12 protein-coding genes are annotated in these 17,585 nt (G+C 69.2%); 6 read left to right on the top strand and 6 right to left on the bottom strand.

Annotated elements, in window-relative coordinates:
• Positions 1-28 precede the first annotated feature (28 nt).
• From B2869_RS18210 to B2869_RS18225, 4 genes are read right to left on the bottom strand one after another with little or no spacing between them, the layout of a single operon-like run.
• Positions 29-3,259: a GH92 family glycosyl hydrolase gene (locus tag B2869_RS18210; protein ID WP_292769648.1), complete on the bottom strand. Its 3,231-nt coding sequence runs from the start codon at positions 3,257-3,259 to the stop codon at positions 29-31.
• On the bottom strand, positions 3,256-4,191 hold the full coding sequence (locus B2869_RS18215) for a carbohydrate ABC transporter permease (RefSeq protein WP_136024635.1): 936 nt from the start codon (positions 4,189-4,191) through the stop codon (positions 3,256-3,258). The genes B2869_RS18210 and B2869_RS18215 overlap by 4 nt, the downstream gene beginning before the upstream one ends.
• On the bottom strand, positions 4,188-5,114 hold the full coding sequence (locus B2869_RS18220) for a carbohydrate ABC transporter permease (protein ID WP_021201716.1): 927 nt from the start codon (positions 5,112-5,114) through the stop codon (positions 4,188-4,190). Before B2869_RS18220 ends, B2869_RS18215 begins: the two co-directional genes overlap by 4 nt.
• A 3-nt stretch (positions 5,115-5,117) precedes the next feature.
• The gene (locus tag B2869_RS18225) at positions 5,118-6,419 is read right to left on the bottom strand and encodes an ABC transporter substrate-binding protein (protein WP_292769653.1); all 1,302 of its coding nucleotides are present in this window, start codon (positions 6,417-6,419) and stop codon (positions 5,118-5,120) included.
• Positions 6,420-6,650: 231 nt separating this feature from the next.
• Here B2869_RS18225 and B2869_RS18230 point away from each other — a divergent pair, with 231 nt between their 5' ends.
• Entirely contained in the window at positions 6,651-7,961 is a 1,311-nt protein-coding gene (locus B2869_RS18230) for a glycoside hydrolase 5 family protein (protein WP_292769656.1), read from the top strand.
• Positions 7,962-7,968: 7 nt separating this feature from the next.
• On the opposite strand, the gene B2869_RS18235 is transcribed toward B2869_RS18230, so the two are convergent.
• Positions 7,969-9,000: a LacI family DNA-binding transcriptional regulator gene (locus B2869_RS18235; protein ID WP_021201719.1), complete on the bottom strand. Its 1,032-nt coding sequence runs from the start codon at positions 8,998-9,000 to the stop codon at positions 7,969-7,971.
• A gap of 159 nt (positions 9,001-9,159) precedes the next feature.
• On the opposite strand from B2869_RS18235, the gene B2869_RS18240 reads away from it, so the two are divergent.
• The 3 genes from B2869_RS18240 (at position 9,160) to B2869_RS18250 (ending at position 14,301) form a co-directional block, all read left to right on the top strand.
• Positions 9,160-10,767 carry a family 20 glycosylhydrolase gene (locus B2869_RS18240; RefSeq protein ID WP_292769660.1) on the top strand — a complete coding sequence of 536 codons (1,608 nt, stop codon included), beginning with the start codon at positions 9,160-9,162 and terminating at the stop codon, positions 10,765-10,767.
• The gene (locus tag B2869_RS18245) at positions 10,760-13,780 is read left to right on the top strand and encodes an alpha-mannosidase (protein ID WP_292769663.1); all 3,021 of its coding nucleotides are present in this window, start codon (positions 10,760-10,762) and stop codon (positions 13,778-13,780) included. Before B2869_RS18240 ends, B2869_RS18245 begins: the two co-directional genes overlap by 8 nt.
• A gap of 110 nt (positions 13,781-13,890) precedes the next feature.
• Complete coding sequence (locus B2869_RS18250) at positions 13,891-14,301, top strand: MmcQ/YjbR family DNA-binding protein (RefSeq protein ID WP_292769666.1); 411 nt, start codon at positions 13,891-13,893, stop codon at positions 14,299-14,301.
• Between the two features lie 67 nt (positions 14,302-14,368).
• Here the strand turns inward: B2869_RS18250 and B2869_RS18255 are convergent, their stop codons facing one another.
• Positions 14,369-14,956 (bottom strand): hypothetical protein, encoded by a 588-nt coding sequence (locus B2869_RS18255; RefSeq protein ID WP_029259326.1) that lies wholly within the window; start codon positions 14,954-14,956, stop codon positions 14,369-14,371.
• 125 nt (positions 14,957-15,081) lie between these two features.
• Here B2869_RS18255 and B2869_RS18260 point away from each other — a divergent pair, with 125 nt between their 5' ends.
• Positions 15,082-16,314 carry a glycosyltransferase gene (locus tag B2869_RS18260; RefSeq protein ID WP_292769670.1) on the top strand — a complete coding sequence of 411 codons (1,233 nt, stop codon included), beginning with the start codon at positions 15,082-15,084 and terminating at the stop codon, positions 16,312-16,314.
• A gap of 5 nt (positions 16,315-16,319) precedes the next feature.
• The gene (locus B2869_RS18265; protein ID WP_292769673.1) at positions 16,320-17,549 is read left to right on the top strand and encodes a glycosyltransferase; all 1,230 of its coding nucleotides are present in this window, start codon (positions 16,320-16,322) and stop codon (positions 17,547-17,549) included.
• Positions 17,550-17,585 lie beyond the last annotated feature (36 nt).

A 17,585-nucleotide genomic window follows, 5' to 3' on the forward strand; every position in this document is an offset into this window, starting at 1 on the left:
CGAGCCGGCCACGTGCCGTCTCGAGTGCTCAGTCCAGATCGAACACCTCGAGCTGACGGATCGTGACCTCGGCCTCCGCACGCACGCGGAGCGCCGGGGTCACGACCCGGTCGGTGAGCGTGAACGGCGTCGTGCGATCGCGAAGCAGAGCCTCCTGATGCGTCGTCGTCATGGGGGTCCAGTTCTCGTCCGCTCCCAGGATCTCCCAGCACAGTGCAGACGAGTTCGAGGCGGCCGTCGTCGTCACACTGAGGTCGCTGACGCCGCGCGGCTCGGGGAACCGCCACCCGACCCATTCCCCGGCGCGGAGGGTGACGCCGGGATCCCCCGCCGGATCCCCGTCGTCGAAGACGCGCTCGGGGTGCGCGAGCGCCACGGAGGAGATGACCTCGCCCCCGGTCGATGTCAGGTCCGCGCGCCAGGGTTCGGGGGTGTCGCGCGGAGTCGGCTCGCCGGTCTCGAGCGCGCACACGGGGTCGTCGCCGAAGACCAGGTCGAGCACGGCGTCGCCGGCGAGAGCGTCGATCGGCAGCGTGGCCGACGCCATGGGAGCCCCGTCGAGTCGCGCCTCCTGCAGCACGTGGGCCGAGGGGGAGGAGCGTCGGGACCGGATGCGCAGGGTCGAGCCGTCGCCGCGATCCACGCGGATGTCGTCGAAGAGCGGTGATCCGATCCGCAGATGTCCGGAGGCGAGCTCGAGCGGGTACAGCCCGAGCGCCGCCCACAGCCACCACGCGCTCATCTCGCCGTTGTCCTCGTCGCCGGGGAAACCCTGGCCGATGTGCCCGCCGGTGAACAGCCGTCCGGCGAGCTCGTTCACGAGGGGCGCCGACCGCCACGGGCGATCGCTGAACGCGTACATGAAGGGGATGTGGTGAGCGGGCTGGTTCGAGATCGCGCACATCCCGGAACGCAGCGCCCTCGCCTCGCGTTGCTCGTGGATGACGGTGCCGTACGCGCCGCCGAACCGTTCGTCCGCGGTCTCCGGCTCCGCGAAGAGGGCGTCGAGGTGGCGGCCGAAGCCCGCTGGACCCCCGTAGAGCTCGGCGATGCCTGCTCCGTCGTGCACAGCCCCGACCGACATACCCCAGGCATTCGTCTCGACGTTGTCTCCGCCCCAGGATCGCGGATCGAATCCGGGGGTGCGCGCACCGCTGTCGTCCCTTCCCCGGAAGAACCCCGTGCCCTCGTCGAACAGTGTGCGATACGACCGGGATCGATTCGCGAAGTACCGGGCGAAGGATCGATAGCGTGCTGATTCCGATCCGGATCCGACGTCGGAAGCCCGCTGCGCGGCGAAGCGGCCGAGTGCGGCATCGCTCACCGCGTTCTCGATGCTCCAGCTCATGCCCTCCGGTACGTCCGAGGAGATGTACCCCGTGAATCGGCCCCTCGCGATGCCCTTGCGCCCGCGGCGTGCGTCCGGCCCCGGCTCGCAGGCGTTCCGCCACCCGCTCTCGAATGCGCCGACCCGGTCGAACTCCACGCCCCAGCGGGCCGCGTCGGCGAAGATCTGGTCGCTCGAGGTGCCGACCATGCTGTCGACGTACCCCGGCGCGCTCCATCTCGCCATCCACCCTCCGCGGCGATACTGCTCGAGCTGGCCGTCGAGCAGCGTGCCGGCGAGCCCCGGATCGAGCAGGGCGAGCGCCGGCCACTCCGTGCGATAGGTGTCCCAGTACCCGTTGTTCACGACGAGCTTCCCGTCGACGGCCGGTGCCTCCTGGCCGGAGGGGTGTCGTGCGGCGAACACATCGGCGAACCGCCAGGCGGGCGTCTCCGGGGTGCCCACGTTCTCGGCCGCGCTGTTGGGGTACAGGTGCATGCGGTGCAACGCCCCGGCGATCCGGGAGCGATGCTCCTCGTCGGCGAGCGTGCGATAGGGAAGGTCGGCGTCGGGCAGCGGCGGGATCGTCACGCGCGACAGCAGCCGATTCCACGAGGCGGCGCCGGCGTCGCGCAGTTCCTCGTAGGCGACCGAGGGCGGTGCCTCGGTCTGCAGAGCATGCCGGGCCTGCGCCACGGAGAGGAAGGAGAGGCCGATCCGCACTTCGAGCGACCCACGTCCACCGACGGAGCCGGCGACCGCACCGCGTCCGTCGTCATCGAGCGGGCCCTGCGCGAGCGCCGGACCGACCCCATGCGCGTCATCGCCGGGATGCCGCACCGCTCCCGCGAAGTAGCACCGGGGCGCATTCCCCCACTCCTCGGATCCCTCCGGGATCCACCCCTCGAATCCTCCGGCGTCCGTCCAGGCGAGGTGCCCGTCGTCGGTGGGCTGGTCGATGACGAAGCCGACCGGGGCATCGGGGTCTGCGCTGTGCACGCGGAAGACGGCCCCGTGCGCGGTCGCGGTCATCTCGACGTGCAGGCCGTCGCCGAGCTCCGCCGCGTACTCGTGCGGTCGCGCGCGCTCGGAACCGCGAGTGATCCAGCGGCGGCGGCCGGCGCGGTGCGAGGTGGGCGTGCCGAGGAACGGCATCAGCTGCAGCACGGAACGATCGCCGATCCAGGGGCTCGGCTGATGGGAGAACTGCAGGGCTTCGAGACGACGCCCCTGCGGGTCGTCGTGCACGAAGGGGCGGTAGGGCCATCGGGAGTCCTCCGCATCGGTCGCCGGCGTGACGAACGTGAATCCGTGGGGGAGGGCGACCGCCGGGATGGTGTTGCCGCGCGAGAACCGTGGGCCGGAGTGCGAGCCGCGTCGGGTGTCGACGCGTTCCACCGGCGCGACGTCGGCCGGCGTCGGCGCCTTCTGCTCGACCTCGACCTGCACGTAGCCCGTGCATCGGGCGGGGAGGTCTGCGGCGTGGAAAAGCGAAGCGGTGCCGAGCACGAGCTCGACCACACCGCGGTGGCGTGCCGAAGGGGCGAGCGAAACGGTGTCGGCGTTCCACTGCTCGGGCAGGCTCCACCGGGCGTCGAACTGTGCGTGCGCCGTGACAGGGAAATCGTAGCGGTCGCGCACGGCGGCGACATCGCTCAGTCGGGTGCCGTCGGCGAGGCGCACGTCGACGGTGACGGCGAGGGCCGCGTGCGGGGCCAGGGTCGCATCGGGACCGTCGGCGTAGAACGCCCAGTGCAGCACGGTGTCCGGGGTGATCTCGAGATCGTCGAACCCCGGGACGTCGATCCGCTGCTCGCCGGCGGAGGGGTCGAACACGAAGGCGTGCACCGGGCTCGACAGCACACCCGAGCGGGGACGGGACGACGGGGGATCTGCCGGCCCGTCCGCCGGCGCGAGATGCACGGCGCTCACCCCTTGATCGCGCCCTCCTGCACGCCCTTGAAGAAGAACCGCTGCGTGAACGAGAACATGATGACGATCGGCACGAGAGCGATCATGGTGCCGGCCGCGATCAGGCGCGGGTCGACCGAGAAGCTGCTGTTCAGGTAGGCCATCCCGACCGTCAGCGTGTACTTCGACGGGTCGGACAGCACGATCAGCGGCCAGAGGTAGTCGTCCCAGGCGCCGATGAAGGCGAAGATCGCGACCACGGAGACCATGCCGCGGATGTTCGGCCACACGATGTGCCGGATGCGCTGCCAGGTCGTCGCACCGTCGACGGTCGCGGCGTCCAGCACGTCCTTCGGGATCATGCGGCAGGCGGTGGCGATCAACAGCACGTTCATCGCGCTGATCGCACCGGGGAGGAAGACGCCCCAGAGGGTGTCGGCCAGGCCCAGGGCGCGGATCGTGAGGAAGTTGCTCGTCACCGTGACCTCGCCGGGGAAGAGCAGCGTCGAGAGCAGGATCCCCATGACGATCCACTTGCCGCGGAACCGCATGCAGCCCAGCGCGTAGCCCGCGAAGGTGGCCAGGACCACGTTGCTGATGACCGTGCCGACCGAGACGAGCAGCGAGTGCCAGGCGTACAGGTACACCGGGACGATGTCGGCGACCCTGGTGTAGTTCTGCAGGGTCGGCTCGCGCGGGATGAGCTCGGGCGGGAAGGAGTAGATGTTCTCCTGGGCGCCCTTGAACGAGGTCGACAGCTGCCAGAGGAACGGCCCGATGACGATCACGAGGACGAAGAGGAGGAGCGCGTATCGGCCGATCAGCCCGCCGAGGGTCGGCTTGCTGAAGTCGCCGGAGCCGCGGCGGCGGAACATGCGCTCGCGGGTCGGTGCAGCCGGCTCCTCGGAGGCGCGGACGTCTTCCGCTGAACGGGGTGGCGTGAGCGTGCTCATGCGGAGACCTTCGCCTTCTTCTCGCGATTCATGACGGCGATCGCGACGAGCGGGATGAGGGTGAGCAGGAACAGCGCCACGCTGATGGCGGAGGCGTACCCGATGTTCCCGTTGAGACCGGATCCCACCTGACGGATGAGCATCACGAGCGACATGTCGTATCCGCCGGGACCGCCCGTGCTCTTGGACAGCACGTCGAGCTCGGCGAAGACCCTCATCGCCGACACGGCGATGAGCACCGAGATGAGCAGCATCGCGCCGCGCACGGAGGGGATGGTGACGGACAGGAACCGGCGGAACGAGCCGGCGCCGTCGAGCATCGCGGCCTCGTGCAGCTCCTTGCCGACGTTCCCGAGCGCCGCGAGGTACACGACCATGTAGTAGCCCAGGCCCTTCCAGACCGTGAGCAGGATGGCGCAGCCGAGCAGCAGCCAGCGGTCGACGAGGAACGCCATCGGCTTGTCGATCAGCCCGAGGAACTCGAGCGTCTGGTTGATGATGCCACGGCTGTCGAACAGCCAGGTCCAGATGAGGGCGACCACGACCACCGAGGCGATCACGGGGAAGTAGAACGTGGTGCGGAAGAACGAGATGCCGGGGAGCTTCTTCTGCACGAGGAGCGCCAGCAGCAGGGGGAGGATCGTGAGCAGCGGCACGCACACGACCACGTAGATGAGGCACGTCGTCAGGGCGTTCCAGAACATCTCGTCGCCGAACATGCGCTCGTAGTTCGCCCCGCCCACGAACTCGGGGTTCCGCAGCGGCCGGGCATCGGTGAAGCTGAGGAAGACCGTGTTCAGGAAGGGCCAGAGCGCGAACACCAGCACCCAGGCGACGGCAGGCCCGAGGAGCAGCCAGGGTGTGAACCACCGATGGGTTCTCATCGTCTTCCTGCCGGCCCGGATGCCGGTGTTCGCACGCATGGCTTACTTGTCCACGCGGTTGGCGTTGGCGTACTCGACGATCTTGTCGAGCTGGGCCTTGGAGTCCGCCTCGCCGTTGACGGCGAGGGCGATCTGCTGGGTCATGTAGGTGGCCATGTCGGAGGTCCACTGGAACGGCAGCGCCTTGGCGTCCTTCATCGCGCCGAAGACGGTATCGATCGCCGAGAGCTGCTTCTCGTCGGTGACGGTGGAGGCGATGTTGTCGACGACCTCGTCGCCGCCTTCGGCGGTGCCCGGGGCGGTGCCGACGGCGAGCGACGAGAAGGCCACCTGGTTCTCCTGGTTCGTCGCGAACTCCGCGAATGCGAGTGCGGCTTCCTTGTTGTCGGAGTCGGCCGAGACGTTGAGGCCCTGCACGTACAGGGGCGCGATGCCGAGCCGCGGCGTGGCCACCGTGCTCTCGAGCAGTGCCGGTGCGTCCTTCTGCAGATCGGTCGTGAAACCGGTGCCGCCGGTCGTGAAGGCGACCTTCTCCTGTATGTACGCCTCCGCGTTCCCGCCGTAGTCGCCGGTCAACGCCTCGGCGGGCATCGCGCCCGCCGCGTACGCGTCGGCGTACTTGTCGATGATCGCGGCGGCCTCGTCGGTGTTGAAGTCGAACTCGCCCTTGTCGTTGATGACCTCCATGCCGGCGGCAGTGAAGGTGTCCAGCGCCGGGATGGAGGAGAGGAGCTGCACCTTTCCGCCGGACTCCGTCGCCACGTCCTTCGCGAGCGTGAGGAGTTCGTCGACGGTGGTCGGGAGGTTCTCCTGGGTGACGCCGAAGGGAGCGAGCTGGGCGAGGTTCCACCAGGACGCGTCGCTGGAGAGGTACCACGGCAGCCCGTAGGTGCCTTCCATGCCGGGGTACTGGCTGTAGGCCTCCCAGGCGCCGGTGTTGTAGCCCGACTTCAGGTCGGGGTCGGCGGTCTCCAGGTCGACCAGCTTGCCCGCCGCCACCAACGGGTAGGCGATGTCGGGCGGGAGGTTCAGCACGTCCGGAAGAGTGTCGGCGTTCGCCTGGCTCAGGATCTTGTCCTGGTAGCCGTCGCCCGGCTGGTCGAGCCACTCGACGGTGACGTCGGGGTGCTCCTTCTCGAAGGCATCGATCAGGTCTTCGAAATAGGGAGTGAACTTCTCGTTCTTGAGCGACCATGTCTGGAACTGGATCGTGCCGCTGAGCTCGCCCGAGGTGTCGATGGGGCCCGAGGCGCCGGAAGAGCCCCCGCCTCCCGTGCAACTCGTCAGCGCCAGAACGCCGATGCTGAATGCTGCCAGAGCGACAATGCGTGTGGGAACTTTCATCGTGCTTCTTCCTCGAGGCGGGCGAATCCGCGTGACGTCCGGATCAGCGGCCTGCGCACACCGGGGACTACAACGCTTTAGCAGATGAAACCATCCGATCCCCTCCCTGTCAAGACGGTCCGTCCACGGAATACCGGTGACCGGCATCGCAGGGTGGATCACCTGTTGCTCAAGCGTTATAGTGGTGCGAAATCCGCCCTCGCCGAAGGGCATGTCCGAAAGGCCTGACACATGACGCAGCGCGGCGCCCTCGATGCTCCTCTGAGGTTCGGGGCGAACTACACGCCGTCGAAGAACTGGATGCACTCCTGGCTCGACTTCACCCCCGACGACGTGCGCCGCGACTTCTCGGCCCTCGCCGAGCTCGGCCTCGACCATGTCCGCGTCTTCCCGCTGTGGACCGTGTTGCAGCCGAACCGCACTCTCATCCGCGAGAAGGCGATCGACGATGTGCGCGCCGTCGTCGACATCGCCGGCGAGTTCGGCATGGACGCCAGTATCGACGTGGTCCAGGGGCACCTGTCGAGCTTCGACTTCGTGCCGTCGTGGTTGTACACGTGGCACGACAAGAACATGTTCACCGATCCGCGGGCGCTCGAAGGTCAGGTCGCGCTCGTCGACCGGCTCGCCCGGGGTCTGCGCGACGCTCCGAACTTCCTCGGGCTGACGCTCGGCAACGAGACGAACCAGTTCTCCGCGCACACGCATCCCTCTCCCTGGCCGGTCACGCAGGACGAGGCCGGCGGGTGGATCTCGGCCCTGCTGCAGGCGGCGGAGACCGCGGCCCCCGGGCTCCCGCACGTCCACAGCGAGTACGACGCCGTCTGGTACATGGACGGTCACGGCTTCACCCCGGCGCATGCCTCGCGGCTGGGGGCGATGACCACGATCCACTCCTGGATCTTCAACGGCACCGCGCAGCGCTACGGTGGCCGTTCCGTCGCTTCCGACCGCCATGCCGAGTACCTGATCGAGCTCTCCCGCGCCTTCGCGACCGACCGCGACCGCGTCGTATGGCTGCAGGAGGTCGGGGCCCCCTCGAACTGCCTCGCCGATGACGAGATGCCGGATTTCCTGGAGTCGACGGTGCGCTCCGCCGTGCGCACCGAGAATCTGTGGGGCATCACGTGGTGGTGCTCGCATGACGTGAGCCGTGACCTCGGCGACTTCCCCGAGTTGGAGTACACCCTCGGTCTGATCGGTCAGGACGGTGCGGCGAAGCCCATCGGCCGCCGGCTCGCCGAGATCATCCCCGAGCTGCGGCAACGGGTCGCGGCGCCCGCGAGAGACACCGCGATCGTCGTGGACGTCGACGAGCGCGAGGTTCCCGTGAGCCGGGCGGCGCTGAGCCCCGGCGGAGCGGTGTTCCAGGCCTGGGTCGACGCGTGTGCCGCCGGCCTCGATCCCGCACTGATCACGTCCCGTGACGCGCTCGATCCCACTGCGCTCGATGCGCGGGGGATCCGCCGACTCATCCGTCCCGATGCATCGGCCGATGTCGTCGACCCCTACGGATCGGTCAACACCGTCGTTCCGAGCTGAGGACGGCTCACCCGAGGCGGGAGGGCGGGGCCGTGCTCTCGCGCGCGGTGAGCACGGGTGTCGGACCCTCGACGCTGGGCAGGTTGGCTCCCGCCTCGATCTGCTGCAGCAGGAGAGTGGCGGCGCGTTCGCCGAGCTCGAAGGTGTCGCGCGTCATCGCCGTGATCGAGGGGTTGATCAGACCGGCGATCACCGAGTCGTCGAACGAGGCGAGCGAGACGTCGCGCGGAACCGCGCGTCCCATCTCCTGCGCGACGCGCAGGCCGGCGACGGCCATCACGTCATTGTCGTAGACGATCGCCGTCGGACGCTGCCGGCCCGACAGCAGCGCCCGCGTCACGGCGGAGGCGCGGGCGGGCGAGAAGTCGGTCGTGATGACCTCGCCCTCGAGGCCGTCGACGGTCATGCGCTCGAGCACCTCGGCGCGCAGTCGGGTGTGCTCGAGTTCGGCCGGGCCGGCCACATAGGCGATGCGGGCGTGGCCGAGGGCGGCGAGGTAGGAGAAGAGGGTCTCGGCGACCGTGTCGTCGCCGATCCAGACGCTCGGCACCGAGCCTTCGGGGGAGGGCTCGGACCCGATCATGACGGCGCGCGCGTCGAGGGCCTCGATGCGTCCGATGCGCGGGTCGTCGTCGCGGGGGTCGATGAAGATGAAGCCGTCGACCTGGTTGGAGGAGCGCCACTGGCGGTGCACCTCCATCTCCTCCGCGATGTCGGCGACCAGTCGCAGCTGCAGGCTCACCTTGCTCTCCGACAGTCGCGACTCGATGCCCGCGATCAGGTCGGTGAAGAAGGCCTCGGAGCCGAGGGAGCGGGCGGGGCGGGCGAGGGCGAATCCGACCGTGTTCGCGCGGGCCCCGACGAGTGCCCGCGCCGCGGAGCTCGGCTGCCAGCCGTTCTCCTCGACGATCGTGAGGATGCGATGCCTGGTCTCGTCGCTCACGCCGGGGCGGCCGTTCAGCGCGAACGACACCGCACCGGGGGAGACCCCCGCCATGCGCGCGATATCGGCGATCGTCACGCGTTTCGCCGGGCTCATAGTCCCTCACCCTACTTGATCGGTTTAGCCTCGGGAAAGAAGCGCCGACGTGCCTTAGACTCTTCGACTAGATCGCTTTAGTACACCAGATAGCATCAGTCGCAGCGCATCACCAGCAGACCCGAATCAGCCCTCACCGTCGAGCCCGGAGATCCACCCATGCATGACGACACGTCGCTCGCCGAGGTGGGCACTCGTCTGCAGTCGGCAAGAGGTGAGGAGATCGCGCGATGGCTCGCGATCCCGCAGCCGACGACCCTCGCGCTCAGGGTCGGGGCCTGGCGCCCGTCATCCGTACGGGTCATCGCCGAGGAGCCCGAGTACGCGCGGGAGGCGGAACGGCTGTCGGGCGAGCTCGCAGCCCTCGGCATCCCGAGCGGCGAGGCCGCGGTGATTCGGCTGCGGCGCGGGGACGCCGACGGCGACGGCGACACGGCCGGCGACAGCGAGTCGTTCGAGATCGACGTCGACGCCGACATCGACGTGCGGGCGGCCGGAGCCGCCGGAGCGTTCCGGGCGACGCGACAGCTGCTGCACAACCTGCGCGCGCAGGGGCGGGTGCCGAAGGGGCGGGTGTCATCGGTTCCTGTGGTGGCGGAACGGGGCTTCCACCTCGACGCCGCCCGCCGCTACTTTCCTGCCTCGTGGATCATCGCACTGCTGCACGCGCTCGCCGACGTCGGGATCACGACGTTCCAGTGGCACGTCTCCGACAACGAGGGTTTCCGCATCGGGTCGACAGCCTTCCCCGAGATCGTCTCCCCCGCGCACGTCACCCGCGCGGAGGCAGCGGCCGTGGCGGACGCGGCCGCTGACCTGCACATCGACCTCGTGCCCTCGCTCGACATGCCAGGGCACCTCCGCCACGCTCTCTCCGTGCACCCGGAGCATCGGCTGCCGGCAGCTGGCGGACCGTGCACCGACCACGCGCTCGACATCACCCGTACCGAGTCCATCGACTTCGCGTCGGCGCTGATCGACGACGTCGCCGCCGTGTTCCCGCACAGCACGAACTGGCACCTCGGCGGAGACGAGTTCGTCGACTTCGCCCGCATCGACGAGTACCCCGCGCTCGCAGAAGCGGCACGAGAGCGGCATGGGCCATCCGGCACGGGTTTCGACCTGCTGACGGGTTTCGTGAACGAGATCGCCGTGCATCTCCGTGCGAAGGGGTTCGCCCCCCGGGTCTGGAACGACGGGATGCTGCGTAGTGGAGAAGTCGTCCTCGATCACGACATCGTGCTGACCTGGTGGACGAACTGGCATGCGCAGATGCCGTCCCTCGGTGTGGGCATCGAAGCCGGCAATCCGCTGGTGAACTTCCACGATGCGCTGTTCTACTACGTCCTCGGAGAGAAGGCGGGCTACCTCTACCCGACGAGCGAGCGCATCTGGGAAGCCGACTGGCATCCCGGGCTGTTTCCGTCTCTTCCTGGCGGGGCGCGGCAGGAGATCCGGCCGCCCTATCCGCAGCGGCTCCTCGGAGCGTCGTTCTCGGTCTGGTCGGACGATGCCGCAGCGCAGACGCCGGTCGAGGTCGCAGATGGCATCCGTCGACCGCTTCGCGCCATGGCCGAGCGCGCCTGGAACGGAGGGAGCTCGCTCTCGCACGACGACTTCTGCGCGATCGATGCGGCGATCGGTGTCCCGACTGCCGTCACCACGACCACATCCACCACCCACACGACCGCCATCACCCCCACGACCGCCACCACCCCCACGACCGCCACCACCCACCTTCGAGCCCGGAGATCCACCCATGCATGACGACACCTCGCTCACCGTCGGCCGCGTCAAGCGCGTACTCGAAGAGCGCATCCGCCCGGCGATCCACTCGGCCTCCGTGCCGCTGGACGTCGAGATCCATGAGCTGCCCGGCGAGCCGATCGCGCCCGCGGAGGGACTCGCCCTCGACTACGCGCCCGGTGCTGTCGGCGCTCCCTGGGGTCCCGCGTGGGGGACCACCTGGTTCAAGCTCACCGGTCGGGTGCCGTCCGAATGGGCGGGGCGGCGTGTCGAAGCTCTCATCGACCTCGGCTTCGACGTGAACATGACCGGTTTCCAGTGCGAGGCCCTGGCCTATCGCCCGGGTGGCGCGGACGGCGACCCGATTCCCGTGAAGAGCATCAATCCGCGCAACCAGTGGGTTCCGATCGCCGAGACGGCCGCGGGAGATGAGCCCGTCGAGCTGTACCTCGAGGCTGCGTCCAACCCGGTGCTCCTCGACTACCACCCCTTCCTGCCCACGCAGGAGGGCGACATCCTCACCTCCTCGAAGGAGCCGCTCTACCGCGCGCGGCGGATGGACCTGGCCGTGTTCGAGCAGGAGGTCTTCGACCTGTCCCTCGACCTCGAGGTGCTGTTCGAGCTGCAGGCCGAGCTGCCGGCGACGTCGCCCCGCCGCATGCGCATCCTGCAGGCCATGGACGATGCCCTCGACGTGCTCGATCTGCAGCACATCGTGCAGACCGCTCCCGACGCCCGCGCCCGCCTCGCCGAGGTGCTGGCCGCTCCGGCCGAGGCGAGTGCGCACCGCATCTCGGCCGTCGGGCACGCGCACATCGACTCGGCCTGGCTGTGGCCGGTGCGCGAGACGATCCGAAAGGTCGCACGCACGACCTCGTCGATGACGACGCTCATCGACGAGCAGCCCGAGTTCCAGTACGGCATGTCCAGCGCGCAGCAGTACGCCTGGATCAAGGAGCACCGCCCCGAGGTGTGGGAGCGGGTCAAGGCCGCTGTCGCCTCCGGGCGATTCCTGCCGCTGGGCGGCATGTGGGTCGAGTCCGACACCGTGATGCCGACCGGCGAATCGCTCGTGCGGCAGTTCTCGCACGGGCAGCGGTTCTTCGAGCGCGAGTTCGGCATCCGCTCGAAGGGGGTCTGGCTGCCGGACAGCTTCGGCTACTCGCCCGCCCTGCCGCAGCTGATGCGCCGTGCCGGTTTCGAGTGGTTCTTCACGCAGAAGATCTCGTGGAACCAGCAGAACGTCTTCCCGCACCACTCGTTCCTCTGGGAGGGCATCGACGGCTCGCAGGTGTTCACGCACTTCCCCTCCATGGACACGTACAACTCGCAGCTGAGCGGCATGGAGGTCGCGAAGGCGTCGCGCCAGTTCAAGGAGAACCGCCTCAGCTCGCGGTCGATCGCTCCGGTCGGCTGGGGCGACGGCGGCGGTGGCACCACCCGGGAGATGACAGGCAAGGCCGAGCGCCTGCGCGACCTCGAGGGCAGTGCGCAGGTGGTGTGGGAGCACCCGGACGTCTTCTTCGACGCGGCGAAGGCGGAGCTGCCGAATCCGGCCGTGTGGGTCGGCGAACTGTACCTCGAGCTGCACCGTGGCACGCTCACCAGCCAGCACGCCACGAAGGCGCTGCACCGTTGGGCCGAGCACGCGCTGATCGAGGCCGAGCTGTGGGCCGCGACCGATGCCGTGCGCACCGGCGCCGACTACCCGCAGGCCGAGTTCGACCGGTTGTGGCAGGCCGTGCTGCTGCACGAGTTCCACGACATCCTGCCCGGCACCTCGATCGCGTGGGTGCACCGCGAGGCCGTCGCGGTGCTGTCGGATGTGCTGTCGGACGCGCGCGACCTCGCCGATGCCGCCCGCCGCTCGCTCGCCGGCGACGGTGATCGCGCACTGCGCTTCGAGCCGACGTCCGTCGGGTATGCCACGAAGGGTGGCCGCGCGCTCGGGGCGGCGTTCGTCGCCGAGCCCACGGCAGCACCGGTGTCGCTCACGGAAGAGGACGGCGGCTGGCGCCTGGAGAACGAGCTCGTGTCGGTGCTCGTCTCGGCCGAGGGACTCATCGTCTCGGCGGTCGACAAGGCCTCCGGGCGTGACGCCGTCGCGCCGGGCAAGGCCGCGAACCTGTTCCAGCTGCACCAGGACTTCCCGAACATGTGGGACGCGTGGGACATCGACCGGTACTACCGCAACAGCGTCGACGACCTCACCGGGGTCTCGTCGATCGAGGCCTCGGTCGTGAACGGCGTCGCGCAGATCGTGGTCGTCCGTGCGTTCTCGGAGTCGACGATCACCCAGACGATGCTCCTCGCTCCGGATTCGCGCACCGTGCTGCTGCGCAACGAGGTCGACTGGCACGAGACCGAGAAGCTGCTCAAGCTCGCCTTCCCGCTCGACATCCAGGCCGCGCACACCGAGGCCGAGACCCAGTTCGGGTTCCAGTCGCGCGTGACGCACACCAACACCAGCTGGGAGGCCGCGAAGTTCGAGACGTCGATGCACCGATTCGTGCTCGTACGCGAGCAGGACTTCGGCGCCGCCCTCGTGAACGACTCCATCTACGGCTACGACACGTCGCGCGAGGTCTCGGACGATGCCGTGACCACGACGGTGCGGCTCTCGTTGCTGCGGGCGCCGCGGTTCCCCGACCCCGACACCGACCACGGCGTCCACGAGATCGAGGTCGGCTTCGTGATCGGTGCGGATGCCGCGATCGCCACGGCCGAGGGCATCCGGATCAACACCCTCCCGTCGATCGTGCGCGGTGAGCGGGAGGTCGAACCGCTCGTCTCCGTGCAGGGCGAGGGGATCGTCGTGTCGGCCGTCAAGCTGGCGGACGACGGCTCGGGTGATGTGATCGTGCGTGTGTACGAGGCGCTCGGCCGTCGCGCGGTCGGTGAGCTGTCGGTCGGGTTCGCACACCGAGAGCTGCGCGAGGTGAGTCTGATCGAGGACGACATCGACGAGGCGCGGATCGGTGGCGAGCTGCGGCTGCGCCCGTTCGAGGTGCGGACGCTGCGCATCGTGCGCTGAGCGAAGTGTGATCAGGCGGAAGCGCGGGATCAGGCGGAATGTCCGCGGAAGTGCCTGATCTCGCGTGCCTGCCGGTTGTGGCGACCGGTGCCCGGGAGGACGATGGCGTGATGGCGAACATTGACGACGTGCGGGCGATCGCCCTCGCCCTCCCGGAAGCCGAGGAATCGGTGAGCGGCCACACCGGCGAGGCGGCGTGGCGGCTGAAGAGCGGGCAGTTCGCGTGGCTCCGCGGCCCGAGCGCGACCGACCTGCGGCAGCTGGCGGAGCTCGGACGTGACTGGCCGGCGGGAACGGTGCTCGCGGTGCGCGTCGCCGACCTCGAGGAGAAGGATGCGCTGCTCGCCGCAGAACCCGACGTGCTCTTCACCATCCCCCACTTCGACGGATACCCCGGACTTCTCCTGCGTCTCGACGGCATCGATCGCGATCGGCTGACGGAGATCGTCACGGATGCGTGGCTGGCGCGGGCGCCCTCCCGCGTCGCGAAGAAGTGGCTCGCGGAGCGCGGGCTGGAGTGATGCGCGAGAACGGGAGCATCACCTCAGACGTGACGGGATCGGCCTGAACGCAGAGCCGGGAGCGCGCTCAGGCCGGATCGAGGCGCAGCACGTCGGGCGATTCGCCGCCGGTGAGGTCGTCCGCGATGCGGAGGCTGCGCGCCAGATCGTCGAGCGCGCCGATCAGCGTGCCGAACCGCTCCTTGTCGCTGCACACCGCTGTCAGGGTCACCAGGTGGGTCCCGGTGTCCCAGGTGTACGTCGCGAACGGCGGCGACGCCGGCGACGGCGGCATCGGTACCAGCAGCTTCTCGCCCACGCCGAGCCGGGTGGGGAACGACTCCGTGTCGTCGTAGTCCATCGGCATCGAGGCCCGCGCGATGCGCACATCCGGCGTCAGGACCTGTGCGGTCGCCATCGCCACGACAAGCTCCGGCTCGGCCTTCCATGTCCACACCAGCACGCGTCCGTCTGCCCGCTTCATGAGCATCGGCGCCGCCTGGCTCATCGCCCACGCGCCGAACTTCGAGCCCGGCCGCTCCGTCGCCCCCACGGCCGCATTGACCTGACCGAGCAGCATCCGGATCGCGGCCTTGCGGTGGCGGCGGCCCTTCCAGCCGAGCGAGTCCGTCACGGGAATCCACAGCTGGGGATCGGCGTCGGCAGTCAGTCGCATGGCTCCACGGTAGCGGCTGCACCTGAGGGATGCCCGGTACGCCTCGGCCGCGCGAACAGGGCCCTCGGGTAGAGTGGCCAGCGCCCGACCAGGGCTTTCCCTTGGCCGCCACATCGTAAGGCAGCATGTCTGTGACCTCCTCCGACGATCCGATCGATCCGTCGAGCGGCCCCGCCGCCGAACCCGCGCCCCGACCATTGAAGATCGTGATCGGCTGCGACACGTTCGCGCCCGACATCAACGGCGCCGCCCGGTTCGCCGAGCGTCTCGCCGCCGGCCTCGTGCAGCGCGGCCACGACGTGCATGTCGTCGCCCCCAACCAGGCCTATCGCCGTGCGCAGCCGCACACCGAGGTGATCGAGGGCGAGCCGATGACGCTGCACCGTCTGCCGTCGTTGCGCTGGGCGCCGCACGACTGGCTGCGCTTCGTGTGGCCGTGGCGCTCGAAGCACTACGCCCGCAAGGTCCTCGACCATGTGCAGCCCGACGTCGTGCACATCCAGTCGCACATCGTGATCGGCCGCGGTCTCGCGTACATCGCGCACGAGCGCGGGATCCCGGTCATCGCCACGAACCACGTCATGGCCGAGAACATCCTCGACCACACGACCATGCCGAAGTTCATCGACGACCTGGTCCTCAAGTTCGCCTGGGCCGATGCGAAGCGCACCTTCGACATGACCCGCGCGATCACCACTCCCACCCGTCGCGCCGCCGACTTCCTCGAGAAGACCGTCGAGGTGAAGGGTGTGATCCCGGTCAGCTGCGGCATCGACCGCACGCAGTACACGCCGGTGATCGCCCCGCGCGACGAGAACCGGATCATCTTCGTCGGCAGGCTCACCGCCGAGAAGCAGGTCGAGGTCATCCTCAAGGCGATGACGAAACTCGACCCGGCACTGGAGACGACGTTCGACATCGTGGGCGGCGGCGATCAGCGCAAGCAGCTGGAGCATCTGACCGCGCAGCTCGGACTCGCCGACCGTGTGACCTTCCACGGACGGACGAGCGATGAAGAGCTCCGTGCCCTGCTGTCGCGCGCGAGCCTGTTCGTGATCGCCTCGATCGCCGAGCTGCAGTCCATCGCGACGATGGAGGCCATGGCCTCGGCTCTGCCGATCGTCGCCGCGGACGCCGTCGCCCTTCCGCACCTCGTGCACCACGGTGAGAACGGATACCTGTTCGAGCCGGGGAACGTCGATGCGCTCGCCGCGCGCCTCACCGACGTGCTCACGGCGGAGCCCGCGGAATACCAGCGGATGCAGCAGGCATCGCTCGACGGCGTCACCATCCACGACATCAACCGCACCCTCGACACCTTCGAGGCGCTGTATCGCGACGAGCCGCTGCCGGAGTAGCACGCATGCACATCGTCTTCTTCGGCGACCAGCACCTCGACTCGCTCGGCGGTGCGCAGGTGTCGATGCGGCTCCAGCGGGAGTTCCTCGAGCGTGCCGGTCACATCGTCACGGTGGTCGCCCCGAAGATGCACGGGTCGCGCCATTCATCCGGCTCGCACAGCGGCGCGTACATCGACCTGCCGTCGATGCCGATCACGACGGATCGCGAGTACGCGATGAGCTGGCCGGGGCGTGGGAGCGACCGCTTCCTCGACAAAGCCATGACCCATCGTCCCGCGGTGGATCTGGTGCACGTGCAGGCCGACTTCTGGGGCGCGTTCATCGGGCACCGTTACGCGCAGCGCCACGGCATCCCGGTCGTGCACACCATGCACAACCGCGTCGACGTCGGCATCGCCGCCGTCACCCCGCTGCACGGGCCGGTGCTGGCGGCGCTGAACATCTGGCGCCGGATCGCGATGCGCGGCATCGGAGTCCCCGTGCCCGGCACCGACGGCTGGGCGTTCCTGCGAGGACTCGCCGCCGGAGCATCCGCCGTCACCGCGCCCTCGACGCACTTCGCCCGCCGCCTCGAACAGCACGATGTCTTCCCGCACGTGGACGTGATCTGGAACGGCATCGACGACGACCTCCGCGCGCAGACGCTCAACGCCGGGCCCGCAGACCGCACGCCGGGACGCCCGCGCTTCGTGTGGCTCGGCCGGATGAGCCCCGAGAAGCGACTGCTCCCGTTCCTGGAAGCGTTCATCGCCTCCGGCATCGATGCCGATCTCGAGATCATCGGCGGCGGAGCGCAGCGTTCCGCGGCAGAGAAGATCGTGCGCGGGCGTGGGGGCATCCGATTCGCCGGCCGGTTGACCTACCCGCAGACGCTGGCGCGGATCGCCGCGGCCGATGCCCTCGTGCAGACGTCGATCGGCTTCGAGACCCAGGGCATGACCCCGTTCGAGGCGGCGACGCTCGGAACCCCGTCGGTGATCTGCGACCCCGACATCGCGGCGGAGCTCGGCGGCGGACTCTGGGCCGTTCCGGATGCCGAGGAGTCGGCGAGCGGACGAGACCTCGAAGCCCAGCGCACGGCAGCACTCGCCGAGACGCTGCGGCAGGCCGCATCCGATATCGCCGCGGGCACCGCACCCACCCCGCTCCCCGAAGTGGCCGAAGCCTTCCGGCAGTCGTCGCGCACGGCGGCGATGGTCGAGGTCTACCGGAGGGTTCGCGCCGACAGCTGAACCGGCGCTGGCTCAGAGGTAGGCCCTGGCTCAGAG

The sequence above is a fragment of the Microbacterium sp. UBA3486 genome (assembly GCF_002377845.1).
GTDB lineage: Bacteria > Actinomycetota > Actinomycetes > Actinomycetales > Microbacteriaceae > Microbacterium > Microbacterium maritypicum_A.